This window comes from Pseudomonas putida, assembly GCF_005080685.1.
In the GTDB taxonomy this organism is placed as follows: domain Bacteria; phylum Pseudomonadota; class Gammaproteobacteria; order Pseudomonadales; family Pseudomonadaceae; genus Aquipseudomonas; species Aquipseudomonas putida_V.
In genome coordinates, this window is record NZ_CP039371.1 from 898,074 (window position 1) to 921,713 (window position 23,640).

The 23,640-nt window shown below is 60.8% G+C and carries 18 protein-coding genes, 2 tRNA genes and 2 rRNA genes; 19 read left to right on the forward strand and 3 right to left on the reverse strand.

The window, feature by feature from the left end; genetic code table 11:
- Positions 1-36: 36 nt before the first annotated feature.
- Both E6B08_RS04380 and sfsA read left to right on the forward strand, forming a co-directional pair.
- Positions 37-1,209, forward strand: coding sequence for a pyridoxal phosphate-dependent aminotransferase (locus tag E6B08_RS04380; RefSeq protein WP_136912898.1), 1,173 nt, complete (start codon positions 37-39; stop codon positions 1,207-1,209).
- Positions 1,209-1,922 carry a DNA/RNA nuclease SfsA gene (gene sfsA / locus E6B08_RS04385; protein ID WP_136912899.1) on the forward strand — a complete coding sequence of 238 codons (714 nt, stop codon included), beginning with the start codon at positions 1,209-1,211 and terminating at the stop codon, positions 1,920-1,922. Before E6B08_RS04380 ends, sfsA begins: the two co-directional genes overlap by 1 nt.
- On the opposite strand, the gene E6B08_RS04390 is transcribed toward sfsA, so the two are convergent.
- Entirely contained in the window at positions 1,912-2,229 is a 318-nt protein-coding gene (locus E6B08_RS04390; RefSeq protein ID WP_136912900.1) for a Rieske (2Fe-2S) protein, read from the reverse strand. The genes sfsA and E6B08_RS04390 overlap by 11 nt on opposite strands.
- 149 nt (positions 2,230-2,378) lie before the next feature.
- On the opposite strand from E6B08_RS04390, the gene E6B08_RS04395 reads away from it, so the two are divergent.
- Genes E6B08_RS04395 through E6B08_RS04410 form a run of 4 tightly spaced genes read left to right on the forward strand, consistent with a single transcriptional unit; the run spans position 2,379 to position 5,952 of the window.
- On the forward strand, positions 2,379-3,254 hold the full coding sequence (locus E6B08_RS04395; RefSeq protein WP_136912901.1) for a heme/hemin ABC transporter substrate-binding protein: 876 nt from the start codon (positions 2,379-2,381) through the stop codon (positions 3,252-3,254).
- Between the two features lie 50 nt (positions 3,255-3,304).
- On the forward strand, positions 3,305-4,288 hold the full coding sequence (locus tag E6B08_RS04400) for a FecCD family ABC transporter permease (RefSeq protein WP_192938678.1): 984 nt from the start codon (positions 3,305-3,307) through the stop codon (positions 4,286-4,288).
- Positions 4,288-5,055: a heme ABC transporter ATP-binding protein gene (locus E6B08_RS04405; RefSeq protein ID WP_136912903.1), complete on the forward strand. Its 768-nt coding sequence runs from the start codon at positions 4,288-4,290 to the stop codon at positions 5,053-5,055. The genes E6B08_RS04400 and E6B08_RS04405 overlap by 1 nt, the downstream gene beginning before the upstream one ends.
- 9 nt (positions 5,056-5,064) lie before the next feature.
- Positions 5,065-5,952, forward strand: coding sequence for a ChaN family lipoprotein (locus E6B08_RS04410; protein ID WP_136912904.1), 888 nt, complete (start codon positions 5,065-5,067; stop codon positions 5,950-5,952).
- Between the two features lie 182 nt (positions 5,953-6,134).
- Here the strand turns inward: E6B08_RS04410 and E6B08_RS04415 are convergent, their stop codons facing one another.
- Both E6B08_RS04415 and E6B08_RS04420 read right to left on the reverse strand, forming a co-directional pair.
- Entirely contained in the window at positions 6,135-6,413 is a 279-nt protein-coding gene (locus tag E6B08_RS04415) for a TfoX/Sxy family protein (RefSeq protein WP_136912905.1), read from the reverse strand.
- Positions 6,414-6,564: 151 nt separating this feature from the next.
- The gene (locus E6B08_RS04420; RefSeq protein ID WP_136912906.1) at positions 6,565-8,127 is read right to left on the reverse strand and encodes an AAA family ATPase; all 1,563 of its coding nucleotides are present in this window, start codon (positions 8,125-8,127) and stop codon (positions 6,565-6,567) included.
- Between the two features lie 116 nt (positions 8,128-8,243).
- Here E6B08_RS04420 and mrcB point away from each other — a divergent pair, with 116 nt between their 5' ends.
- The 13 genes from mrcB to E6B08_RS04485 all read left to right on the forward strand — a co-directional run bounded on the left by mrcB (position 8,244) and on the right by E6B08_RS04485 (position 23,568).
- The gene (gene mrcB, locus E6B08_RS04425; RefSeq protein ID WP_136912907.1) at positions 8,244-10,565 is read left to right on the forward strand and encodes a penicillin-binding protein 1B; all 2,322 of its coding nucleotides are present in this window, start codon (positions 8,244-8,246) and stop codon (positions 10,563-10,565) included.
- A gap of 15 nt (positions 10,566-10,580) precedes the next feature.
- The gene (locus tag E6B08_RS04430) at positions 10,581-11,348 is read left to right on the forward strand and encodes a tetratricopeptide repeat protein (protein WP_136912908.1); all 768 of its coding nucleotides are present in this window, start codon (positions 10,581-10,583) and stop codon (positions 11,346-11,348) included.
- Positions 11,348-11,680, forward strand: coding sequence for a YqcC family protein (locus tag E6B08_RS04435; protein ID WP_136912909.1), 333 nt, complete (start codon positions 11,348-11,350; stop codon positions 11,678-11,680). Before E6B08_RS04430 ends, E6B08_RS04435 begins: the two co-directional genes overlap by 1 nt.
- Before the next feature lie 409 nt (positions 11,681-12,089).
- Entirely contained in the window at positions 12,090-13,814 is a 1,725-nt protein-coding gene (locus tag E6B08_RS04440) for an acetolactate synthase 3 large subunit (protein WP_136912910.1), read from the forward strand.
- Position 13,815: 1 nt separating this feature from the next.
- Positions 13,816-14,307 carry an acetolactate synthase small subunit gene (gene ilvN / locus E6B08_RS04445; protein ID WP_003250040.1) on the forward strand — a complete coding sequence of 164 codons (492 nt, stop codon included), beginning with the start codon at positions 13,816-13,818 and terminating at the stop codon, positions 14,305-14,307.
- Positions 14,308-14,362: 55 nt separating this feature from the next.
- Positions 14,363-15,379, forward strand: a complete 1,017-nt coding sequence (gene ilvC / locus E6B08_RS04450; protein WP_003250043.1) for a ketol-acid reductoisomerase — start codon at positions 14,363-14,365, stop codon at positions 15,377-15,379.
- 151 nt (positions 15,380-15,530) lie between these two features.
- Positions 15,531-16,382 (forward strand): CDP-diacylglycerol--serine O-phosphatidyltransferase, encoded by an 852-nt coding sequence (gene pssA, locus E6B08_RS04455; RefSeq protein ID WP_136912911.1) that lies wholly within the window; start codon positions 15,531-15,533, stop codon positions 16,380-16,382.
- Between the two features lie 78 nt (positions 16,383-16,460).
- A complete protein-coding gene (gene msrP / locus E6B08_RS04460) occupies positions 16,461-17,474 on the forward strand; it encodes a protein-methionine-sulfoxide reductase catalytic subunit MsrP (protein WP_136912912.1) in 1,014 nt (337 codons plus the stop codon).
- A complete protein-coding gene (msrQ, locus tag E6B08_RS04465; RefSeq protein WP_136912913.1) occupies positions 17,474-18,085 on the forward strand; it encodes a protein-methionine-sulfoxide reductase heme-binding subunit MsrQ in 612 nt (203 codons plus the stop codon). Before msrP ends, msrQ begins: the two co-directional genes overlap by 1 nt.
- 544 nt (positions 18,086-18,629) lie before the next feature.
- A 16S ribosomal RNA gene (locus tag E6B08_RS04470) occupies positions 18,630-20,166 on the forward strand.
- Positions 20,167-20,252: 86 nt separating this feature from the next.
- Positions 20,253-20,329 (forward strand) — tRNA-Ile (locus E6B08_RS04475).
- Between the two features lie 23 nt (positions 20,330-20,352).
- Positions 20,353-20,428 (forward strand) — tRNA-Ala (locus E6B08_RS04480).
- Between the two features lie 247 nt (positions 20,429-20,675).
- Positions 20,676-23,568 (forward strand): 23S ribosomal RNA (locus E6B08_RS04485).
- Together the 16S and 23S rRNA genes with 2 tRNA genes alongside form the textbook arrangement of a ribosomal RNA operon.
- Positions 23,569-23,640 lie beyond the last annotated feature (72 nt).

Sequence of the window (23,640 nt, forward strand, 5' to 3'; positions counted from 1 at the left end):
TAGAATCAACAGTTTAGACGCAATCGAGAGAAGGTCATGGCCCACCCCTACAGCGCGCGCAGCCGCGCCATCGAACCCTTCCACGTCATGGCGCTGCTGGCTCGGGCCAACGAGTTGCAAGCGGCGGGGCATGACGTGATTCACCTGGAAATCGGCGAACCGGACTTCACCACCGCAGCACCGATCGTCGCCGCAGGCCAGGCCGCTCTGGCCGCCGGGCACACTCGCTACACCGCCGCCCGCGGCCTGCCGGCGCTGCGCGAAGCCATCTCGGGCTTCTATGCCCAGCGCTACGGCCTGGCCATCGACCCCGAGCGCATCCTCATCACCCCGGGTGGCTCCGGCGCGCTACTGCTGGCCAGCGGCCTGCTGGTCGACCCTGGCAAGCACTGGCTGCTGGCCGACCCAGGCTACCCCTGCAACCGCCACTTCCTGCGCCTGGTCGAAGGTGGCGCGCAGTTGGTGCCGGTGGGGCCGGAGGTCAATTACCAGCTGACGGCCGATCTGGTCGAACGCTACTGGGACAAGGATACCGTCGGCGCGCTGGTCGCCTCGCCGGCCAACCCCACCGGCACCGTGCTCGGTCGTGAAGAGCTGGCCAGCCTGGCCAAGGCCACCCGCGAGCGCCATGGCCACCTGGTGGTGGACGAGATCTACCATGGCCTGACGTACGGCATGGACGCGCCGAGCGTGCTGGAAGTGGACGACCAGGCGTTCGTCCTGAATAGTTTTTCCAAGTATTTCGGCATGACCGGTTGGCGTCTCGGTTGGCTGGTTGCACCACCCAATGCCGTGGCCGACCTGGAAAAACTCGCGCAAAACCTCTACATCAGTGCCCCGAGCATGGCCCAACATGCCGCACTGGCTTGCTTCGAGCCCGAAACCCTGGCGATTTTCGAGGAGCGCCGCGCCGAATTCGCCCGTCGGCGCGACTACCTGCTGCCAGCGCTGCGCGCGCTGGGTTTCGGCATCGCCGTGGAGCCCCAGGGCGCGTTCTACCTGTATGCCGATATCAGCGCCTTTGGCGGTGACGCGTTCGCCTTCTGCCGGCACTTCCTGGAAACCGAGCACGTGGCCTTCACCCCTGGCCTGGACTTCGGTCGCCATCTGGCCGGCCATCATGTGCGCTTTGCCTATACCCAGAGCCTGCCGCGCCTGGAAGAGGCGGTGCAGCGCATCGCCCGTGGCCTGAAGAGCTGGCAGGGCTGATCGTGATCTTTCCTTCACTCGAGCAAGGGCGCTTGCTGCGCCGCTACAAACGTTTCCTGGCCGACATCGAGTTGGCCAATGGCGAGCAGTTGACCATCCACTGTCCCAATACCGGCTCCATGCTCAACTGCATGCGTGAAGGTGGGCAGGTCTGGTTCAGCCGTTCCAACGACCCCAAGCGCAAGCTGCCGGGTACTTGGGAAATCAGCGAGACGCCCCAGGGGCGTCTGGCCTGCATCAATACCGGCCGTGCCAACGCGTTGGTCGAGGAGGCGCTACGGGCCGGGGTGATCACCGAACTGGCCGGGTTCACCGCGCTCAAACGCGAAGTGGCTTTCGGCGAAGAGCGCAGCCGGGTGGACTTTCGCCTGGAGTTCGACGGCGCCCCGGCCTACGTCGAGGTCAAGAGCGTGACCCTGGGTTACCCGGACAGCGCCGTGGCAGCGTTCCCCGATGCGGTGACCCAGCGGGGTGCCAAGCACTTGCGCGAGCTGGCGGCGCTGGCCCGCCAAGGCATCCGCGCAGTGCAGTTGTATTGCGTCAATCTCACCGGCGTCGAGGCCGTGCGCCCGGCCGACGAGATCGATGCCGGCTATGCCCAGGCGCTGCGCGCCGCAGTGGCGGAGGGGGTCGAGGTGCTGGCGTATGGCACGCGGCTGGATGCCGAGGGTATCGTCATCGATCGCCCACTGCCGGTGCTGCTCATGCAGTGAGCCAGACGCCCTGGCTGTCTTCCCGGCAGCCCAGGGCCTGCAGTGCCTCGCCCTCGCAGGGGCCGGCCACGCATTCGCCGCTGTCGATCAGGAACAACGCACCGTGATGGGCGCAGTGGATCAGGCTGGCACTGTCATCGAGAAAGGCATCCTCGGCCCAGTTCAGCGGGATGCGCTTGTGCGGACAGCGGTTGCGGTACAGGTATACCTGGCCCCGACGACGCACGCCGAACAGGTCGATGCCGTCTACGCTGAAGGCGCGGCTCTGGCCTTCGGCCAGGGCCTGGGAGGTACAAAGGAAGTGCATGGGCAGGGACGACTCATGAAACAAAGTGATGGCTTGACGTGCCAATGCGAATAATTATCAAATTGCCCGCATTCGCTGCGCTGGCCGTCTATGGTGCGCAGTTCCGCCGCCCGCCACAAGGCGCGAGGCCTGCCTTGAGAAGGAATCCGATGATGCGTCGTCCTGCTGCCGTGCTCGCCCTGTGCGCTGCCCTCGTGGCCTCCACCCAGGTCCTGGCCGCCGATCTGCCGCAGCGTTGGGTCAGCGCCGGCGGGGCGTTGAGCGAGTGGATCAGCGCGCTGGGCGGCGAGTCGCGCCTGGTCGGCGTCGACACCACCAGCCAGCACCCCGAATCGCTGAAGGCGCTGCCCAGCATTGGTTACCAGCGGGCGCTGTCGGCCGAAGGCATTCTCAGCCTGCGCCCGGATGTGCTGGTCGGCACCGAGGAAATGGGGCCGCCGCCGGTGCTGGCGCAAATCCGCAAGGCAGGGGTGCGCGTGGAGCTGTTCTCGAGCCAGGCCGAACTTACCGCGGTGGACGACAACCTCAAGCACCTGGGGGCATTGCTCGGCGCCGAACAGAAGGCCGCGCAACTGACCGCCGACTATCACCAACAGCTCGAAGCGGTGCAGGCGCAGGTCAAGCAGGCGCAGTCCCAGCACAAGACGCCAGGTGTCCTGCTGCTGGTCGGTCATGCGGGCGCCAAGCCGCTGATTGCAGGATCGGGCACTTCGGGCGACTGGCTGTTGCGCCAGGCCGGGGCGCGGAACCTGGGCGAGCATCAGGGCTACAAGAACTTCTCCAACGAGGCGCTGGCGGCCCTCGACCCGGACGTGGTGGTGTATACCGATCGGGCGCTGGACGGCGAGCAGGCGTTGCAGGCGCTGTTGAAGGAAAACCCCGCCCTGGCCAGCTCGCGTGCGGTACGTGAAAAGCGCCTGGTCGTGCTTGACCCGACCTTGCTGGTGGGTGGCCTCGGGCCGCGTCTGCCGGCAACCCTGCAAAACCTTGCGATAACCTTCTACCCGGCAAGTCCAGCTCGATGAGGCAACGGATCCAGCCCCGCACGCTGTTCGTCTGCCTGACCCTGCTGTGCCTGCTGGCGGTGTGGCTATCGCTGGCCCTGGGCCCGGTCAGCCTGCCGCTGTTCGATACCCTGCGCGCGGGCCTGCGCCTGCTCGGCATGCCCATCGCTAGCGATGGCCTTGAGCAGGCCGAACTGATTCTTGGCCAGATCCGCCTGCCACGTACCCTGCTGGGCCTTGCGGTCGGCGCGGTGCTGGCGTTGTCCGGAGTGGCCATGCAGGGATTGTTTCGCAACCCCCTGGCCGACCCCGGTCTGGTCGGGGTCGCCAGTGGTGCAGCGCTGGGGGCGGCGGTGGCGATCGTTGGCGGCAGTTGGGTGGGCGGCCTGCCCGAGGCCTTTGCGCCTTATTTGTTGTCGGCCTGCGCCTTCATCGGTGGGCTGGGGGTGACGGCGCTGGTGTATCGACTGGGACGCCGCGATGGCCAGACCAACGTCGCCACCATGTTGCTGGCCGGTATCGCCCTGACCGCCCTGGGCGGCTCGGCGGTGGGGCTGTTCACCTACCTTGCCGATGACGCCACCCTGCGCACCCTGACGTTCTGGAACCTGGGCAGCCTCAACGGCGCCAGTTACGAGCGGCTGTGGCCATTGCTGCTGGTGGCCCTGGCGGTCGCGCTGTGGCTGCCACGGCGGGCGCAGGCGCTGAATGCGCTGTTGCTCGGCGAATCGGAGGCACGTCACCTGGGAATCGAAGTGGAGCGGCTCAAGCGTGAGTTGGTGTTCTGCACGGCGTTGGGGGTCGGCGCTGCGGTGGCGGCGGCTGGCCTGATCGGCTTCGTCGGCCTCGTGGTGCCGCACCTGGTGCGGCTGCTGGCCGGGCCTGATCACCGGGTGTTGCTGCCAGCCTCGCTGCTCGCCGGTGGCAGCCTGCTGTTGTTCGCCGACCTGGTGGCGCGCCTGGCCCTGGCGCCGGCGGAACTGCCGATCGGCATCGTCACCGCCTTCATCGGTGCACCGTTCTTCCTGTTCCTGCTGGTGCGAGGGCGCAGTTGATGCTTCAAGCCGAAGGCCTGCGGGTGCGCCGGGGCACCCACGACGTACTGCACGATATCGACCTGCAACTGCTGCCCGGCCAGGTGCTGGGCGTGCTCGGGCCCAACGGCGCGGGCAAGAGCAGCCTGCTCGGTGCCCTGTGCGGCGAGCTGGCGCCCAGCCACGGCCGCGTGAGCCTCGACGGCCAGGCCCTGGAGCGCTGGCCGGGGCAGGCACGGGCGCAGCGCCTGGCGGTACTGCCGCAGGTGTCCAGCCTGGGCTTTGCCTTTCGCGTCGAGGAAGTGGTGGGCATGGGCCGTCTACCGCACGGCAGTGGCCAGCAGCGTGACGGTGAAATCGTCGAGTCTGCGTTGCGTGCCGCGGATGCCTGGCACTTGCTGGGTCGCAGCTACCTGGCGTTATCCGGAGGCGAGCGTCAGCGGGTGCACCTGGCCCGGGTCCTGGCCCAGCTATGGCCAGGCGAGCAGGGCACCACGCTGCTGCTCGACGAGCCGACCTCGATGCTCGACCCCCTGCACCAGCACACCACCTTGCAGGCGGTGCGCAGTTTCGCCGACCGGGGGGCTGCGGTGCTGGTGATCCTGCATGACCTGAACCTGGCCGCCCGTTACTGTGATCGTATCCTGTTGCTCGAAGCGGGGCGCGGCCATGCGCTGGCATCCCCCGAGCAGGTGCTGACGCCGGCTTCGCTCAAGGCAGTGTTCGGCATCGAAGTACTGGTGCAGCCCCATCCGGAACGGGGGCACCCGCTGATCATCACGCGCTAGGAGGCTCGAATGCGTCATCCACTGCTGTGCAGCTCATTGTTGTGCCTGTTGCTGGCGCTCGGAGGTTGCCAGGCCAGCCTACCAGCGCTGCCCGCCTGGCAAGGGAGCGAGGGGCGCGACGACGCCACCCTCGGCCAAATTCGCGACCTGGCCAGCGGGCAACTGGTCACCCCGCAGGCGCTGGTGCAGGCCTTGGCCGATGCGCCGCGGGTGCTGGTGGGCGAAAAGCACGACAATCCCGACCACCATGCCTTGCAACTGTGGCTGATACGCGCCCTGCAGGCCCGTCGCACGCAGGGCAGCCTGCTGTTGGAGATGCTGCAACCTGAGCAGCAGGCCCGGGTCGATGCCCTCGCAGGGCAAGCCTCGCTGCCAGCCGACCTGCCCAAGGCGCTGGATTGGCAAGAGGGCTGGGACTGGCAACTGTATGGTCCGATCGTGCGTGAAGCGCTGCAAAGCCATGTACCGCTGCTGGCGGCCAACCTCTCGCCCGCTGAAATACGCCAGGCCTATCGGCAGCCAGCCGCGTTGGCAGGCGAGCAGTCGAATGCACCGGCGGTGCGGGCGGCCTTGCTCGAACAGGTGCGCGCCGGGCACTGCGGCCTGCTCCCGGAGGGCCAGCTACCGGCCATGCTGGCCGTTCAGCAACAGCGCGACCGGCGTATTGCCGAGCGTTTGCTGGCGGCGCCTGAGCCGGCATTGCTGTTGACCGGTGCCTATCATGCGCGCAAGGACCTGGGCGTGCCCCTGCACCTGGCCGACCTGGGTGCGAAAGGGCAGAGCAAGGTGCTGCTGCTGGCCGAAGTCGGCGAAAAGGTCGAGCCCGGGATGGCCGACTACGTGTGGTACACGCCTGCGACACCCGAGCAGGATTACTGCGCCCAATTACGCAAGTGATCGCTTCAAAACACACAGGCAAAAAAAGACCCGGCAAAGTGCCGGGTCAATAACCGTGATTAGCCTGATGAGGAGATAATCTGAGAGTCCGAACCAGGGGCTTTCAGTTTATCCAACTGATCTCGCGACCAGTTGTGATAATCATAACGATTCTCATTTAGTCGTCAATCCCCTTTCTCCATTTATTTCGAATTTTTTTGCGCCGGGTTCTTCGCATCGAGTTGCTGGTTGAGCGCCTCCTTGCGTTCGGCGGGCAAATCGTTCCAGTGCATGTCCAGCAGCGCGCCTTCGATGGCGTACAGCAGCACCTTCGACGCCCGGAAACCTCGGGTCTTCACCGCCTGATAGGCGCCTACCGCCCCCAGCCTGCGCAAATCCGATGCGCTGTGGATGCCGGCTGCGTGCAGCCATTGGGCGGAGGTCTTGCCGAGATTTTTCAGATGCTGCAACTCATCGTTCATCGAGCCTCCTGGCGATGGCCGAATGGGTATGGGGGTGCATCGTGGGTGAGTCAGAGAGGAGTGTAGCGGGGGATGGGAAATACGCGGCGTTTTGCCATGGGTGAGGGCTGAGCCCATCGCCGGCAAGCCGGCGATGGGGCTTCAACAGTGCTTACAGTCCTGGCAGGCGCTGACGAACCTGGTCGATCACCTGGTCCATGCTGCTGCTGTCCTGGGTATCCACACGCTTGCTGTGCGCCTGCTCCTGCGCGTCCAGCGGCTCGCGGCTGGCCTGCTGGGCCTTGACCACCTCGAGGGTGGCGTCCGACGGGTCGCCGCCTTCGGCCTGGCGTTGTTGCAGCCAGCTGGCGATAACCGCTTCCGGCGCCTGGCAGTCGAGGATCAACAGTGGCACGCCGGTGGCGTTGGCCACTTCTGCAGCGGCCTGGCGCTGGGCATGCTTGAGGTAGGTGGCATCGAGCACCACCGGGAAGCCGGCGCGCAGGATGGTCGCCGCCAGCGCGTGCAGGCGCTGGTAGGTGGCGGCGCTGGCGTCCTGATCGTAGATGCCCGCTGCCAATTGGCCGGTCTTGTCGCCCTGCTGTTCGCCGAACAGGCGCTTGCGCTCCACGTCCGAGCGCACCCGTACAGCGCCCAGGGCTTCGACCAGGCGCATGGCCACGTGGCTCTTGCCCACGGCCGACACGCCATGGGTGATGGCCAGCAGGCGCGATGGAATGGCGCTGTAGCTTTCCGCCAGGTTGGCATAGTTGCGATAGGTGCGCAGGGTCGTGGCGCGCTGTACGCCATCGGACTCGGGCGACAGGCTGAACAACGCGACCTTGGCGCGCACCAGGGCGCGGTAGGCCTTGTAGAAGTTCAGCAGCTCGAGGCCTGCGTAGTCGCCGGTCAGTTCCAGGTACTGGCTGACGAAACGCCGCGCCAGGCACTTGAGGCCGCGGTCTTCCAGGTCCATGGCGAGGAAGCCGACATCGGCATAGACGTCGGTCAGGCGGAACGGCTCGTTGAACTCGATGCAGTCGAAGATCACCACCTTGCCGTCGATCAGGGTGGCGTTGCCCAGGTGAATGTCGCCGTGGCACTCGCGGATGAAGCCATCGGCCTTGCGCGTCTCGAGCAGGCCGTGCAGGCGCTCGAAGCTGCTGCGGGCCCAGGCTTGCAGGGCTTCGAGTTGTTGCAGGTCGGCTTTGTCGGTGAGGAACGGGCGAATCTGCTCGAAATTCTGCTCGACCGGGGCCATCACGCTTTCAGGCGTGCCCAGCGGGTGGTCGACCGGCACCTTGGGCGCCTGCAAGTGGAATTCGGCGATCTGCCGGGCCATCTGGTCGATGTGACCGGCGTTGAGCTCGCCATTGGCCTGCAGGGTATTGAGCATCTGGTCCTGGGGGAACTGGCGCATCTTCAGCACGTACTCGATCGCCACGCCGTCACCGCCGATCTGCGGTTGCTCGGCACTACCGGTGATCGGCAATACCTCCAGGTACAGACCGTCGGTCAGGCGCTGGTTCAGGCGCAATTCTTCGTTACAGAAGTGCCCGCGCTGGTCCAGGCTGGTGAAGTCGAGGAAGCCGAAATTCATCGGCTTCTTGATCTTGTAGGCGTACTCGCCGGTGAGCAGAACCCAGGAAATATGCGTCTCGATGAGTTTGAACCCGTCCACCGGGTGAGGGTACAGGGCGGGGTTCTGCAACGCGTTGATCAAGCTTTGGCTCACTGGAAATCCTTCCTGGGCAGGGAATTCGAATGCGCCATTATGGTCAATGGTGCCGTCCCTGCATACCGCCAGAGGGCGCCTGCCCAGCCTTTATAAAGTGCGTATAATCCGCCGCCATGACTCGAACCCGAAATCCCCGTACCCCTAAAAAAGCCCCGAACAGCCGCTCACGCGCCTGGTTGGGCTGGGCCTTGAAGCTCAGCCTGGTCGGCCTGGTGATCGTCGCCGGCTTCGCGGTTTACCTCGATGCCATCGTCCAGGAGAAGTTCTCCGGCAAGCGCTGGACCATCCCAGCCAAGGTCTATGCACGCCCACTGGAGCTGTTCACCGGCCAGAAACTGAGCAAGACCGACTTCCTCACCGAACTCGACGCCCTGGGCTACCGCCGGGAAACCGCGGCCGACGGCCCGGGCGCGGTGTCGGTCAACGGCAATACCGTCGACCTCAATACCCGTGGCTTCCAGTTCTACGAGGGCATGGAGCCGGCGCAGTTTGTGCGCGTGCGCTTCTCGGGCGACTACGTCGCGGGCCTCGCCGGTGCCAATGGCAGCAAGCTCGACGTCGTGCGCCTCGAGCCGCTGATGATCGGCGGCATCTACCCCAAGAATCTCGAAGATCGCATCCTGATCAAGATCGACCAGGTGCCGCCGTACCTGCTCGAAACCCTGGTGGCCACCGAAGACCGCGACTTCTATAGCCACTTCGGTGTGTCGCCGAAGTCGATCGCCCGGGCGATGTGGGTCAACACCTCGTCAGGCTCGATGCGCCAGGGCGGCAGTACGCTGACCCAGCAGCTGGTGAAGAACTTCTACCTGACCAGCGAACGCAGCCTCAGCCGCAAGCTGACCGAGGCCATGATGGCCGTGCTGCTCGAGATGCATTACGACAAGCGCGAAATCCTCGAGGCCTACCTCAACGAGGTGTTCGTCGGCCAGGACGGCCAGCGCGCCGTGCACGGCTTCGGCCTGGCCAGCCAGTTCTTCTTCAGCCAGCCGCTGTCGGAACTCAAACTGCACCAGATCGCCTTGCTGGTGGGCATGGTCAAGGGGCCGTCCTACTACAACCCGCGCCGTTACCCCGAGCGTGCCCTGGCGCGCCGCAACCTGGTACTCGACCTGGTGGCCGAGCAGGGCGTGGCGAGCAAGGAAGCGGTCGAGGCGGCGAAGAAGATGCCACTGGGCGTGACCAAGCGTGGCAGCCTGGCGGACAGCTCGTTCCCGGCCTTCCTCGACCTGGTCAAGCGTCAGCTGCGCCAGGACTACCGCGACGAAGACTTGACCGAAGAAGGCCTGCGCATCTTCACCAGTTTCGACCCGATCCTGCAGATGAAGGCCGAGACCGCCATGAGCGAGACCTTCAAGCGCCTGACCGGGCGCAAGGGCGCCGACGAAGTGGAGTCGGCGATGGTCGTCACCAATCCGGAAACCGGCGAGGTACAGGCCTTGATCGGCAGCCGCCAGGCGGGTTTCGCGGGCTTCAACCGCGCCATCGACGCCTCGCGTCCGATCGGCTCGCTAGTCAAGCCGGCGGTGTACCTCACTGCGCTCGAACAGCCCAGCAAGTACACCCTGACCAGCTGGGTGCAGGATGAGCCGTTCTCGGTCAAGGGTGCCAATGGCCAGGTCTGGCGCCCGCAGAACTACGACCGACGCGCCCATGGCACCATCTACCTGTACCAGGGGCTGGCCAACTCGCTGAACCTGTCTACCGCCAAGCTCGGCCTGGAAGTCGGCGTGCCGAACGTCATCAAGACCATCGGCCGGCTGGGCGTGAACGTCGACTGGCAGCCCTTCCCGGCCATGCTGCTGGGCGCTGGCGGCATGTCGCCGATGCAGGTCGCGACCATGTACCAGACCATCGCCAACGGCGGCTTCAATACGCCGATGCGCGGCATTCGCAGCGTGCTCACTGCCGAAGGCGAGCCGCTCAAGCGTTATCCGTTCCAGATCCAGCAAACCTTCGACCCAGGTGCCATCTATCTGGTGCAGAACGCCATGCAGCGGGTTATGCGCGAAGGTACCGGCCGTTCGGTGTACAACGTGTTGCCAAGGTCGTTGACCCTGGCGGGCAAGACCGGTACCAGTAACGATTCGCGCGACAGCTGGTTCTCCGGCTTCAGCCAGGACCTGCTGGCAGTGGTATGGCTTGGCCGCGACGACAACGGCAAGACGCCGTTCACCGGTGCTACCGGCGCGCTGCAGGTCTGGACCAGCTTCATGCGCAAGGCCGACCCGCTGCCGCTGGACATGCCACAGCCGGATAACGTGGTGCAGGCCTGGATCGATCCCTACAACGGCCAGGGTTCCGACAGTAGCTGTCCGGGAGCGGTGCAGATGCCGTATATTCGCGGGAGTGAACCAGCCGCCGGCGCGACCTGTGGCGGCGAGCAAAATCCGGCGGAGTCGGTCATGGACTGGGTCAAAGGCTGGATGAACTAAGCTGCGGCAGCATTGATGAGGTGTGAAGTGAAAAAGTGGTGGTTTCCTGCCGTGACGGCACTGGTAGTGCTCCAGGGTTGCTCCAGCGTTCCACGGGGCAACATCCCGGTGGTCGATTCGAGCACCCGCGTCTCCAACGGTGAGCGGGTCTCGGCCAACCGGACAGCGGCCGGCCCGAGCGGTGGCACCGCCCAGGCGCAATCGCTGCCCGAGGATTCGGGTGTGACGGTGATGATTCCGCAAGGCTCCGGTGCCACGCCGATCAGCACCACGCCGATCACGCCTGGGCCGGTTACCGGTGGGGCGATCAGTTCCGCGCCGATCACCACCAATCCGAACCCGATCGCCGACGAACCGTTCGACATCGCTGCCATGAGCAATACCCCGGCCGCCAGCAGTGCGCCTACCGGCATCCCGCGTAGCACTGCAGCCGCAGGTGGCCTGTCGGCGGACGAACAGCTCGACGGCCCGGTGCTGGCGCTGCTCACCACCGCCCAGCAGCAACAGGGCGGTGGCGACTTCAATGGCGCTGCATCGAGCCTGGAACGTGCCCAGCGTATCGCCCCGCGTGAGCCGCAGGTGCTGTTCCGCCTGGCCCAGGTGCGCCTGTCCCAGGGCGATGCGCCCCAGGCCGAGCAGCTGGCGCGCCGCGCCCTGACCTACGCCAATGGCCGGCCGGACCTGCAAGCCGAGCTGTGGAACACCATCGCCCAGGCCCGCGAGAAGCAGGGTGACAGTGCCGGTGCGGCCCTGGCGCGGCAAAAGGCGCAGGTAAACTCGTGATGGTCGAGCCGCGCATCCTGGAAATCGCCGACCACCTGCTGCTGATCGAGCGCGAACTGCAAGTGCAGGGCTGGTGGAGCGCAGAGGCGCCCAATGCCGAGGCGCTGGCCAGCACCGTACCGTTCGCGGTCGACAGCATGGCCTTCGAGCAGTGGCTGCAGTGGATTTTCCTGCCCCGCATGAAGCTCATCCTCGAGCATGGTCACCCGCTGCCCAATGCCTCCGGCATCCTGGTCATGGCCGAAACCGTGTTCACCGACCGCCCGGAGCAGAGTCGCGAGCTGCGCCGTTTGTTGGCAGCATTCGACCAATTGATCGGCGCTTGCGCCTGATTTCTTCTCTTTTTCCTTTAAGGGCCGCAGATTGTGGCCCTTTTTTGTGGAAATCTTAATTTTTCTGCTGCTGAGTTGGTTTTTAGTGGTGGAACGAATTCATCTTGGGGAAAAATTGGCAATAATTTTTCTTGACTTGTAGGCCGCGAATCAGAAGAATCCAGTTTCCGCTGTAGAGGGACTGCCAGAAGCAGACCCGCTAAGCAGATCATGAGGCGCACACCCGCGCCGACTTGTTACACCCCGCAACGCGTTACCTCGCGCTGGGTGGGATAACCCCGCAACACTCTGGGGAATTCCCAATACTTGCTCAGTCAGTGCTGAACGTTCGCTCATGCTCTGCTTGGCAGTAAACCTATTAAGACCCGCCCAGTGAGGGCGGTATTCTGGCGTTTTAGAGGTGAACAACGTGGAGCTTTTATCCGGCGCTGAAATGGTCGTCCGCTTCTTGCGTGACGAAGGCGTTAAGCACATCTACGGGTACCCTGGTGGTGCTCTCCTTCATGTTTATGACGCACTGTTCAAAGAACCGGAAGTGGAACACATCCTGGTTCGTCACGAGCAGGCGGCTACCCATATGGCGGACGGTTACGCCCGTGCCACCGGCAAGGCCGGCGTGGTGCTGGTGACTTCCGGCCCAGGCGCCACCAATGCCATCACCGGCATTGCCACCGCCTACATGGACTCCATCCCGATGGTCATCCTGTCTGGCCAGGTGCCCAGCACCATGGTCGGCACCGATGCCTTCCAGGAAACCGACATGATCGGTATCTCGCGGCCGATCGTGAAGCACAGCTTCATGATCAAGCACCCGACCGAGATCGCCGAAGTTCTGAAGAAGGCGTTCTACCTGGCGCAATCCGGCCGTCCAGGTCCGGTCGTGGTCGACATTCCAAAAGATATGACCAACCCGGCCGAGAAGTTCGAATACGTCTATCCGAAGAAGGTCAAGCTGCGTTCGTACAGCCCGGCGGTACGTGGTCACTCCGGCCAGATCCGTAAGGCTGCCGAGATGCTCCTGGCCGCCAAGCGCCCGATCGTCTACTCCGGTGGCGGCGTGATCCTCGGCGGTGGCTCCGAAGCCCTGACCGAAATCGCCAAGTCGCTGAACCTGCCGGTCACCAACACCCTGATGGGTCTGGGTGGCTTCCCGGGTACCGACCGCCAGTTCCTCGGCATGCTCGGCATGCACGGCAGCTACACCGCCAACATGGCCATGCACAACGCCGACGTGATCTTCGCTGTCGGTGCGCGTTTCGACGACCGCGTGGTCAACGGCCCGGCCAAGTTCTGCCCGAACGCCAAGATCATCCACATCGACATCGACCCAGCGTCGATCTCCAAAATGATCAAGGCCGACGTGCCGATCGTAGGTCCGGTCGACAGCGTGCTCAGCGAGATGCTCGGCATCCTCAAGGAAATCGGCGAGCAACCTGACAAGGCGGCGCTGGATGCCTGGTGGAAGCAGATCGACGAATGGCGTGGCAACGGCGAGCTGTTCCCTTACGACAAGGGCGACGGCAACGTCATCAAGCCTCAGAAAGTCATCGAGACCCTGTGCGAAGTGACCAATGGCGACGCCTTCGTCACCTCCGACGTCGGTCAGCACCAGATGTTCGCGGCGCAGTACTACCGCTTCAACAAGCCTAACCGCTGGATCAACTCCGGTGGCCTGGGCACCATGGGCTTCGGTTTCCCGGCGGCGATGGGCGTCAAGCTCAACTTCCCGGATCAGGACGTTGCCTGTGTGACTGGCGAAGGCAGCATCCAGATGAACATCCAGGAGCTGTCGACCTGCATGCAGTACGGCCTGCCGGTCAAGATCGTCAACCTGAACAACGGTGTGCTGGGTATGGTCCGCCAGTGGCAGGACATGGCCTACAACGGCCGTCACTCGCACTCTTATGTCGAGTCGCTGCCTGACTTCATCAAGCTGGCCGAGGCCTATGGTCATGTGGGTATCCGCATCACCAGCCTGAAGGACCTGAAGCCGAAGCTTGAAGAAGCCTTCGCGATGAAAGACCGCCTGGTGTTCATCGACATCGCGGTCGACCGCAGCGAGCACGTCTATCCGATGCAGATCAAGGATGGCTCGATGCGTGACATGTGGCTGAGCAAGACGGAGCGTACCTGATATGCGGCATATCATTTCCCTGCTGCTGGAAAACGAACCCGGTGCCTTGTCTCGCGTGGTCGGCCTGTTCTCCCAGCGCAACTACAACATTGAAAGCCTGACCGTGGCGCCGACCGAAGACCCGACCCTGTCGCGTCTGACGCTGACCACCGTTGGCCATGACGAAGTGATCGAACAGATCACCAAGAACCTGAACAAGCTGGTCGAGGTGGTGAAACTCGTCGACCTGTCGGAAAGCGCCCACATCGAGCGCGAACTGATGCTGGTCAAGGTCAAGGCCACCGGTGCCCAGCGCGCCGAGATCAAGCGCACCACGGATATCTTCCGTGGCCAGATCGTCGATGTGACCGCCAGCGTGTACACCGTGCAACTGAGCGGCACCAGCGACAAACTGGACAGCTTCATCCAGGCGATCGGCACTGCATCGATTCTCGAAACCGTGCGCAGCGGCGTTACCGGCATTGCCCGTGGCGACAAAGTGCTCAGCATCTAAATTCAAAAACTAGCAATGGCTCCGCAGGGGCCGAGATATAACCAGGGGTATTTTCATGAAAGTTTTCTACGATAAAGACTGCGACCTTTCCATCATCCAGGGTAAGAAAGTCGCCATCATCGGTTACGGCTCCCAGGGCCACGCTCAAGCGTGCAACCTGAAGGACTCCGGTGTAGACGTTACCGTCGGTCTGCGTAAAGGTTCGGCTACCGTTGCCAAGGCTGAAGCCCACGGCCTGAAAGTTGCCGACGTGGCTACCGCCGTCGCCGCTGCCGACCTGGTCATGATCCTCACCCCGGACGAGTTCCAGGGCGCTCTGTACAAGAACGAGATCGAGCCGAACATCAAGAAGGGCGCTACCCTGGCCTTCTCCCACGGCTTCTCGATCCACTACAACCAAGTCGTGCCGCGCGCCGACCTGGACGTGATCATGATCGCGCCAAAGGCTCCAGGCCACACCGTTCGCTCCGAGTTCGTCAAAGGCGGCGGCATCCCTGACCTGATCGCCATCTACCAGGACGCCTCGGGCAACGCCAAGAACGTCGCCCTGTCCTACGCTTCGGGCGTCGGTGGCGGTCGTACCGGCATCATCGAAACCACCTTCAAGGACGAGACCGAAACCGACCTGTTCGGTGAGCAGGCTGTTCTTTGCGGCGGTACCGTCGAGCTGGTCAAAGCCGGTTTCGAAACCCTGGTCGAAGCTGGCTACGCGCCGGAAATGGCCTACTTCGAGTGCCTGCACGAGCTGAAGCTGATCGTTGACCTCATGTACGAAGGCGGCATCGCCAACATGAACTACTCGATCTCCAACAACGCCGAGTACGGTGAGTACGTCACTGGTCCAGAAGTCATCAACGAAGAATCCCGCAAGGCCATGCGCAACGCTCTGAAGCGCATCCAGGACGGCGAGTACGCGAAGATGTTCATCTCCGAAGGTGCCACCAACTACCCATCGATGACTGCCAAGCGTCGTAACAACGCTGCCCACGGCATCGAAATCATCGGTGAGCAACTGCGCTCGATGATGCCTTGGATCTCGGCCAACAAGATCGTCGACAAGACCAAGAACTGAGTCTTCTCGAAACATGAAAAACGCGGCTTCGGCCGCGTTTTTTCGTTCTGGCAGCGCGCATCTGGTATAAAGCAGGCCAGAGGTCCGCTGTCAGAACCTGTTTTGCGGGCCCGTTGTCGAACATTTTCCATCCTGTTGCAAGGTACCCTCCATGAGCGAACGTCCCGAAGAGCCGAACAAGCCCTCCGACGCCGAAAGCCTGCTACCTGTCGATGAGCACATTGAAGAAGGTCATGACGCCGAAGGGCGCAAGGTGCGTCATCGCGGCATCTACCTGTTGCCCAACCTGTTCACCACCGCCAACCTGTTCGCCGGTTTCTATTCGATCATCAGTTCGATGAGCGCACAGAGCGCCCTGAGTGCCGGTGACCCACGCGAGGCGAGCAAATACTTCGCCTTTGCCGCCATCGCTATCTTCGTCGCCATGGTCCTCGATGGCCTGGATGGCCGCGTGGCGCGCATGACCAATACCCAGAGCGCCTTCGGTGCCGAGTACGACTCGCTGTCGGACATGGTCGCCTTCGGTGTGGCGCCGGCATTGCTGGCCTTTGGCTGGGCGCTGGGCGACATGGGCAAGGTCGGCTGGATGGTCGCCTTCATCTATGTCGCGGGCGCTGCATTGCGCCTGGCACGTTTCAACACCCAGGTCGGTACCGCCGACAAGCGCTACTTCATCGGCCTGGCCAGCCCGGCCGCGGCCGGCGTCGTGGCCGGTACGGTCTGGGCGTTCAGCGACTACGGCATCCAGGGTTCGAAGCTGTCGTTCCTGGTGGCGCTGCTGGTGGCTGCCGCCGGCATGCTGATGGTCAGCAACATCAAGTACAACAGCTTCAAGGAGCTCGACCTCAAGGGCCGCGTGCCGTTCGTGGCGATCCTTGCCGTGGTGCTGGTGTTCGCCGTGGTGTTCAGCGACCCACCGCGTATCTTGCTGCTGATCTTCCTCGCCTACGCAGCATCCGGGCCGATCCAGTTCCTGTTGCGTTCGCGCCGCCGTAAATCCTGATAATGATTTAATGGTGGAATAACCCTCCGGCTCCATAGTCTTACTGGTACATCCGTTATCCAGTGCTGTGGAGCCGCCATGCTGATCAAGCTTCCCAGGTCTTCCGACTGCAAGGCAGCGGAGATCACCCCCGAACATCTCTATCTTTCCCGCCGCAAGCTGCTGGGTGCGTCCCTGGCAGGTATCGCCCTGGGTGCCTTGCCGGGTGTCGGGCGAGCGGCCGAGGCCAGCCGCTATGCCGATGTCGAGGCGGGCGCCGCGCCAGGCTGGTTCGCCGACAAGCTCGCTGCCACGCGCTGGCAGGCGGTGACCGTGCAGGGTGAGGCGATCACACCATTCAAGGACGCCACCCACTACAACAACTTCTATGAGTTCGGGCCCGACAAGGGCGACCCGGCGGCCAATGCCGGCAGCCTGCAGACCGAACCCTGGAACGTGGTGGTCGATGGCGAGGTGGGCAAGCCCGGGCGCTATGCGCTGGAAGACTTCGTCAAACCCTACCAGCTCGAGGAGCGTATCTACCGGCTGCGCTGCGTCGAGGCCTGGTCGATGGTGATCCCGTGGCTGGGGTTCCCGCTGGCGCAGGTGCTCAAGCAGGTGGAGCCCACCTCGAAGGCGCGGTATGTGCGGTTCGAGACGCTCGATGACCCGCAGCACATGCCTGGGCAGCGCTCGGGCTTCGCCCTGATCGACTGGCCATACAGAGAAGGGTTGCGTCTGGACGAGGCCATGCACCCGTTGGCAATCCTGGCGGTGGGGATGTATGGCCGTGAGTTGCCTAACCAGAATGGCGCGCCGCTGCGTTTGGTGGTGCCGTGGAAGTATGGCTTCAAGAGCATCAAGTCGATCGTGCGCATCAGCCTGGTCGCCGAGCAACCGGGCACCACGTGGGAGGGCCTGGCGCCTACCGAGTATGGCTTCTATGCCAACGTCAACCCGCAGGTCGATCACCCACGCTGGAGTCAGGCGCGTGAGCGGCGCCTGCCCAGCGGCCTGTTCAGCCCGAATGTGCGGGAGACCCAAATGTTCAATGGCTATGCCGATGAGGTTGCGTCGCTGTACACGGGGCTCGATCTACGGAAGAACTATTGATGCGCTATCCCTGGTTACGCTTGGCGATCTTCGTAATCGGATGCCTGCTTGCGCTGTGCTGGTTGTATGAGGCGGGCATGGGCCAGCTTGGGCCTGATCCGGGGAAGATCCTGATGGACCGGGTCGGGCTTGGTGCGCTGACTTTCCTGCTGGTGTGCCTGAGCATGACGCCGTTGCAGAAATTGACGGGGTGGTCGGGTTGGATCGTGATGCGCCGGCAGCTGGGGCTGTGGTGCTTTGCTTATATAGTGCTGCACATCCTGGCCTACCTGTTCTTCATCCTCGGCCTGGACTGGGGGCAGTTGGCAGTGGAATTGCGCAAGCGGCCCTACATCATTGTGGGGGCGCTCGGGTTTGTCGGGTTGCTGGCGTTGGCGGTCACGTCCAACCGTTATAGTCAGCGACGGCTGGGTGCGCGATGGAAGAAGCTGCACAAGCTTGTGTATGTGATTCTTGGGTTGGGGTTGCTGCATTTTTTGTGGATCGTCAGGTCGGACCTGAGGGAGTGGGCTATGTATGCCTTCATTGGGGGTGTGTTGATGGTGTTGCGCATCCCTGCCGTTTCTCGGCGGTTGCCCAGGTTGGTCAGGAGGCGGGGGAGGGAGGCTTGAATGGCGGTGGGCCAGCCTCGATACGGCCTATTCCCCTAAATATCTGATTATCTTCAAATTAAGTGTTGACGCCGTTTCGAATCTCCTTATAATGCGCACCACTTCCAGCGACAACGGAACGAAAAACTCCTTGATATTCAACGAGTTATATAGTTCGGTAGCGCTGAAAGGGCTTCGATCAACTGATCGGCAGCGGTGAAAAAGGCAGTTGACAGCGGTTTTAAACGCTGTATTATTCGCCTCCCGCTACGAGAGATCGCAGCGAGTCAAGTGTTTGAAGCTAAACGAGTTTCTCGGAAAAAACTTCAAAATAAACGCTTGACACGAAATGAGGAAAGCGTAGAATGCGCGCCTCGGTTGAGACGAAACGCTCTTAACCAAACGCTCTTTAACAAATTGAATCAAGCAATTCGTGTGGGTGCTTGTGAGTACGGACTGATAGTCAAAAAGATTATCAGCATCACAAGTGACCATGCGAGAAATCACATAGTCATTTGAGATTGCTGAGCCAAGTTTAGGGTTTCTTAAAAACCCAAGCAGTATTGAACTGAAGAGTTTGATCATGGCTCAGATTGAACGCTGGCGGCAGGCCTAACACATGCAAGTCGAGCGGATGACGGGAGCTTGCTCCTTGATTCAGCGGCGGACGGGTGAGTAATGCCTAGGAATCTGCCTGGTAGTGGGGGACAACGTTTCGAAAGGAACGCTAATACCGCATACGTCCTACGGGAGAAAGCAGGGGACCTTCGGGCCTTGCGCTATCAGATGAGCCTAGGTCGGATTAGCTAGTTGGTGAGGTAATGGCTCACCAAGGCGACGATCCGTAACTGGTCTGAGAGGATGATCAGTCACACTGGAACTGAGACACGGTCCAGACTCCTACGGGAGGCAGCAGTGGGGAATATTGGACAATGGGCGAAAGCCTGATCCAGCCATGCCGCGTGTGTGAAGAAGGTCTTCGGATTGTAAAGCACTTTAAGTTGGGAGGAAGGGCAGTAAGCTAATACCTTGCTGTTTTGACGTTACCGACAGAATAAGCACCGGCTAACTCTGTGCCAGCAGCCGCGGTAATACAGAGGGTGCAAGCGTTAATCGGAATTACTGGGCGTAAAGCGCGCGTAGGTGGTTTGTTAAGTTGGATGTGAAAGCCCCGGGCTCAACCTGGGAACTGCATCCAAAACTGGCAAGCTAGAGTACGGTAGAGGGTGGTGGAATTTCCTGTGTAGCGGTGAAATGCGTAGATATAGGAAGGAACACCAGTGGCGAAGGCGACCACCTGGACTGATACTGACACTGAGGTGCGAAAGCGTGGGGAGCAAACAGGATTAGATACCCTGGTAGTCCACGCCGTAAACGATGTCAACTAGCCGTTGGAATCCTTGAGATTTTAGTGGCGCAGCTAACGCATTAAGTTGACCGCCTGGGGAGTACGGCCGCAAGGTTAAAACTCAAATGAATTGACGGGGGCCCGCACAAGCGGTGGAGCATGTGGTTTAATTCGAAGCAACGCGAAGAACCTTACCAGGCCTTGACATGCAGAGAACTTTCCAGAGATGGATTGGTGCCTTCGGGAACTCTGACACAGGTGCTGCATGGCTGTCGTCAGCTCGTGTCGTGAGATGTTGGGTTAAGTCCCGTAACGAGCGCAACCCTTGTCCTTAGTTACCAGCACGTTATGGTGGGCACTCTAAGGAGACTGCCGGTGACAAACCGGAGGAAGGTGGGGATGACGTCAAGTCATCATGGCCCTTACGGCCTGGGCTACACACGTGCTACAATGGTCGGTACAGAGGGTTGCCAAGCCGCGAGGTGGAGCTAATCTCACAAAACCGATCGTAGTCCGGATCGCAGTCTGCAACTCGACTGCGTGAAGTCGGAATCGCTAGTAATCGCGAATCAGAATGTCGCGGTGAATACGTTCCCGGGCCTTGTACACACCGCCCGTCACACCATGGGAGTGGGTTGCACCAGAAGTAGCTAGTCTAACCTTCGGGAGGACGGTTACCACGGTGTGATTCATGACTGGGGTGAAGTCGTAACAAGGTAGCCGTAGGGGAACCTGCGGCTGGATCACCTCCTTAATCGATGACATCAGCCTGCTGATGAGCTCCCACACGAATTGCTTGATTCTTTGTATAAAGACGATGCTGTAACGCGACCCTGTTATAGGTCTGTAGCTCAGTTGGTTAGAGCGCACCCCTGATAAGGGTGAGGTCGGCAGTTCAAATCTGCCCAGACCTACCATTACATGGTGCAGCCTAGAATACGGGGCCATAGCTCAGCTGGGAGAGCGCCTGCCTTGCACGCAGGAGGTCAGCGGTTCGATCCCGCTTGGCTCCACCACGTTTGCTGTAACGCGTAGCAATTGATCAGAACTTAGAAATGAACATTCATGAATGAATGTTGATTTCTGGCTTTTGTCAGATCGTTCTTTAAAAATTCGGATATGTGATAGATATAGACTGAACACCAGTTTCACTGCTGGTGGATCAGGCTAAGGTAAAATTTGTGAGTTCTGCGCGAAAGCGCAACGTACGAATTTTCGGCGAATGTCGTCTTCACAGTATAACCAGATTGCTTGGGGTTATATGGTCAAGTGAAGAAGCGCATACGGTGGATGCCTTGGCAGTCAGAGGCGATGAAAGACGTGGTAGCCTGCGATAAGCTTTGGGGAGTCGGCAAACAGACTGTGATCCAGAGATCTCTGAATGGGGGAACCCACTCAGCACAAGCTGAGTATCTTGTACTGAATACATAGGTGCAAGAGGCGAACCAGGGGAACTGAAACATCTAAGTACCCTGAGGAAAAGAAATCAACCGAGATTCCCTTAGTAGTGGCGAGCGAACGGGGACCAGCCCTTAAGTTGATTTGAGATTAGTGGAACGCTCTGGAAAGTGCGGCCATAGTGGGTGATAGCCCCGTACACGAAAATCTCTTATCAATGAAATCGAGTAGGACGGAGCACGAGAAACTTTGTCTGAATATGGGGGGACCATCCTCCAAGGCTAAATACTACTGACTGACCGATAGTGAACCAGTACCGTGAGGGAAAGGCGAAAAGAACCCCGGAGAGGGGAGTGAAATAGAACCTGAAACCGTATGCGTACAAGCAGTGGGAGCCTACTTTGTTAGGTGACTGCGTACCTTTTGTATAATGGGTCAGCGACTTATATTCAGTGGCGAGCTTAACCGAATAGGGGAGGCGTAGCGAAAGCGAGTCTTAATAGGGCGTTTAGTCGCTGGGTATAGACCCGAAACCGGGCGATCTATCCATGGGCAGGTTGAAGGTTAGGTAACACTGACTGGAGGACCGAACCGACTACCGTTGAAAAGTTAGCGGATGACCTGTGGATCGGAGTGAAAGGCTAATCAAGCTCGGAGATAGCTGGTTCTCCTCGAAAGCTATTTAGGTAGCGCCTCATGTATCACTGTAGGGGGTAGAGCACTGTTTCGGCTAGGGGGTCATCCCGACTTACCAAACCGATGCAAACTCCGAATACCTACAAGTGCCGAGCATGGGAGACACACGGCGGGTGCTAACGTCCGTCGTGAAAAGGGAAACAACCCAGACCGTCAGCTAAGGTCCCAAAGTCATGGTTAAGTGGGAAACGATGTGGGAAGGCTTAGACAGCTAGGAGGTTGGCTTAGAAGCAGCCATCCTTTAAAGAAAGCGTAATAGCTCACTAGTCGAGTCGGCCTGCGCGGAAGATGTAACGGGGCTCAAACCATGCACCGAAGCTACGGGTATCATCGTATGATGATGCGGTAGAGGAGCGTTCTGTAAGCCTGTGAAGGTGAGTTGAGAAGCTTGCTGGAGGTATCAGAAGTGCGAATGCTGACATGAGTAACGACAATGGGAGTGAAAAACTCCCACGCCGAAAGACCAAGGTTTCCTGCGCAACGTTAATCGACGCAGGGTTAGTCGGTCCCTAAGGCGAGGCTGAAAAGCGTAGTCGATGGAAAACAGGTTAATATTCCTGTACTTCCAGTTATTGCGATGGAGGGACGGAGAAGGCTAGGCCAGCTTGGCGTTGGTTGTCCAAGTTTAAGGTGGTAGGCTGAGATCTTAGGCAAATCCGGGATCTCAAGGCCGAGAGCTGATGACGAGTTGCCTTTAGGCGACGAAGTGGTTGATGCCATGCTTCCAAGAAAAGCTCCTAAGCTTCAGATAACTGGGAACCGTACCCCAAACCGACACAGGTGGTTAGGTAGAGAATACCAAGGCGCTTGAGAGAACTCGGGTGAAGGAACTAGGCAAAATGGCACCGTAACTTCGGGAGAAGGTGCGCCGGTGAGGGTGAAGCACTTGCTGCGTAAGCCCACGCCGGTCGAAGATACCAGGCCGCTGCGACTGTTTATTAAAAACACAGCACTCTGCAAACACGAAAGTGGACGTATAGGGTGTGACGCCTGCCCGGTGCCGGAAGGTTAATTGATGGGGTTAGCGCAAGCGAAGCTCTTGATCGAAGCCCCGGTAAACGGCGGCCGTAACTATAACGGTCCTAAGGTAGCGAAATTCCTTGTCGGGTAAGTTCCGACCTGCACGAATGGCGTAACGATGGCGGCGCTGTCTCCACCCGAGACTCAGTGAAATTGAAATCGCTGTGAAGATGCAGTGTATCCGCGGCTAGACGGAAAGACCCCGTGAACCTTTACTATAGCTTTGCACTGGACTTTGAATTTGCTTGTGTAGGATAGGTGGGAGGCTTTGAAGTGGGGACGCCAGTTCTCATGGAGCCATCCTTGAAATACCACCCTGGCAACTTTGAGGTTCTAACTCAGGTCCGTCATCCGGATCGAGGACAGTGTATGGTGGGTAGTTTGACTGGGGCGGTCTCCTCCCAAAGAGTAACGGAGGAGTACGAAGGTGCGCTCAGACCGGTCGGAAATCGGTCGTAGAGTATAAAGGCAAAAGCGCGCTTGACTGCGAGACAAACACGTCGAGCAGGTACGAAAGTAGGTCTTAGTGATCCGGTGGTTCTGTATGGAAGGGCCATCGCTCAACGGATAAAAGGTACTCCGGGGATAACAGGCTGATACCGCCCAAGAGTTCATATCGACGGCGGTGTTTGGCACCTCGATGTCGGCTCATCACATCCTGGGGCTGAAGCCGGTCCCAAGGGTATGGCTGTTCGCCATTTAAAGTGGTACGCGAGCTGGGTTTAGAACGTCGTGAGACAGTTCGGTCCCTATCTGCCGTGGACGTTTGAGATTTGAGAGGGGCTGCTCCTAGTACGAGAGGACCGGAGTGGACGAACCTCTGGTGTTCCGGTTGTCACGCCAGTGGCATTGCCGGGTAGCTATGTTCGGAAGAGATAACCGCTGAAAGCATCTAAGCGGGAAACTTGCCTCAAGATGAGATCTCACTGGGATCTTGAATCCCCTAAAGGGCCGTCGAAGACTACGACGTTGATAGGTTGGGTGTGTAAGCGCTGTGAGGCGTTGAGCTAACCAATACTAATTGCCCGTGAGGCTTGACCATATAACACCCAAGCAATTTGAGCGCTGAGCCAAATTGTGGTGGTGAAGACGAAAGAACCGAAAATTCGGCTCA

Excerpts from the sequence above, each read along its gene's own strand:
- E6B08_RS04380 (WP_136912898.1), top strand. The coding sequence starts at position 37 with ATGGCCCACCCCTACAGCGCGCGCAGCCGCGCCATCGAACCCTTCCAC.
- E6B08_RS04390 (WP_136912900.1), bottom strand. The coding sequence starts at position 2,229 with ATGCACTTCCTTTGTACCTCCCAGGCCCTGGCCGAAGGCCAGAGCCGC.
- E6B08_RS04395 (WP_136912901.1), top strand. The coding sequence starts at position 2,379 with ATGATGCGTCGTCCTGCTGCCGTGCTCGCCCTGTGCGCTGCCCTCGTG.
- E6B08_RS04405 (WP_136912903.1), top strand. The coding sequence starts at position 4,288 with ATGCTTCAAGCCGAAGGCCTGCGGGTGCGCCGGGGCACCCACGACGTA.
- E6B08_RS04410 (WP_136912904.1), top strand. The coding sequence starts at position 5,065 with ATGCGTCATCCACTGCTGTGCAGCTCATTGTTGTGCCTGTTGCTGGCG.
- E6B08_RS04415 (WP_136912905.1), bottom strand. The coding sequence starts at position 6,413 with ATGAACGATGAGTTGCAGCATCTGAAAAATCTCGGCAAGACCTCCGCC.
- mrcB (WP_136912907.1), top strand. The coding sequence starts at position 8,244 with ATGACTCGAACCCGAAATCCCCGTACCCCTAAAAAAGCCCCGAACAGC.
- E6B08_RS04430 (WP_136912908.1), top strand. The coding sequence starts at position 10,581 with ATGAGGTGTGAAGTGAAAAAGTGGTGGTTTCCTGCCGTGACGGCACTG.
- E6B08_RS04435 (WP_136912909.1), top strand. The coding sequence starts at position 11,348 with ATGGTCGAGCCGCGCATCCTGGAAATCGCCGACCACCTGCTGCTGATC.
- ilvN (WP_003250040.1), top strand. The coding sequence starts at position 13,816 with ATGCGGCATATCATTTCCCTGCTGCTGGAAAACGAACCCGGTGCCTTG.
- ilvC (WP_003250043.1), top strand. The coding sequence starts at position 14,363 with ATGAAAGTTTTCTACGATAAAGACTGCGACCTTTCCATCATCCAGGGT.
- pssA (WP_136912911.1), top strand. The coding sequence starts at position 15,531 with ATGAGCGAACGTCCCGAAGAGCCGAACAAGCCCTCCGACGCCGAAAGC.
- msrP (WP_136912912.1), top strand. The coding sequence starts at position 16,461 with ATGCTGATCAAGCTTCCCAGGTCTTCCGACTGCAAGGCAGCGGAGATC.
- msrQ (WP_136912913.1), top strand. The coding sequence starts at position 17,474 with ATGCGCTATCCCTGGTTACGCTTGGCGATCTTCGTAATCGGATGCCTG.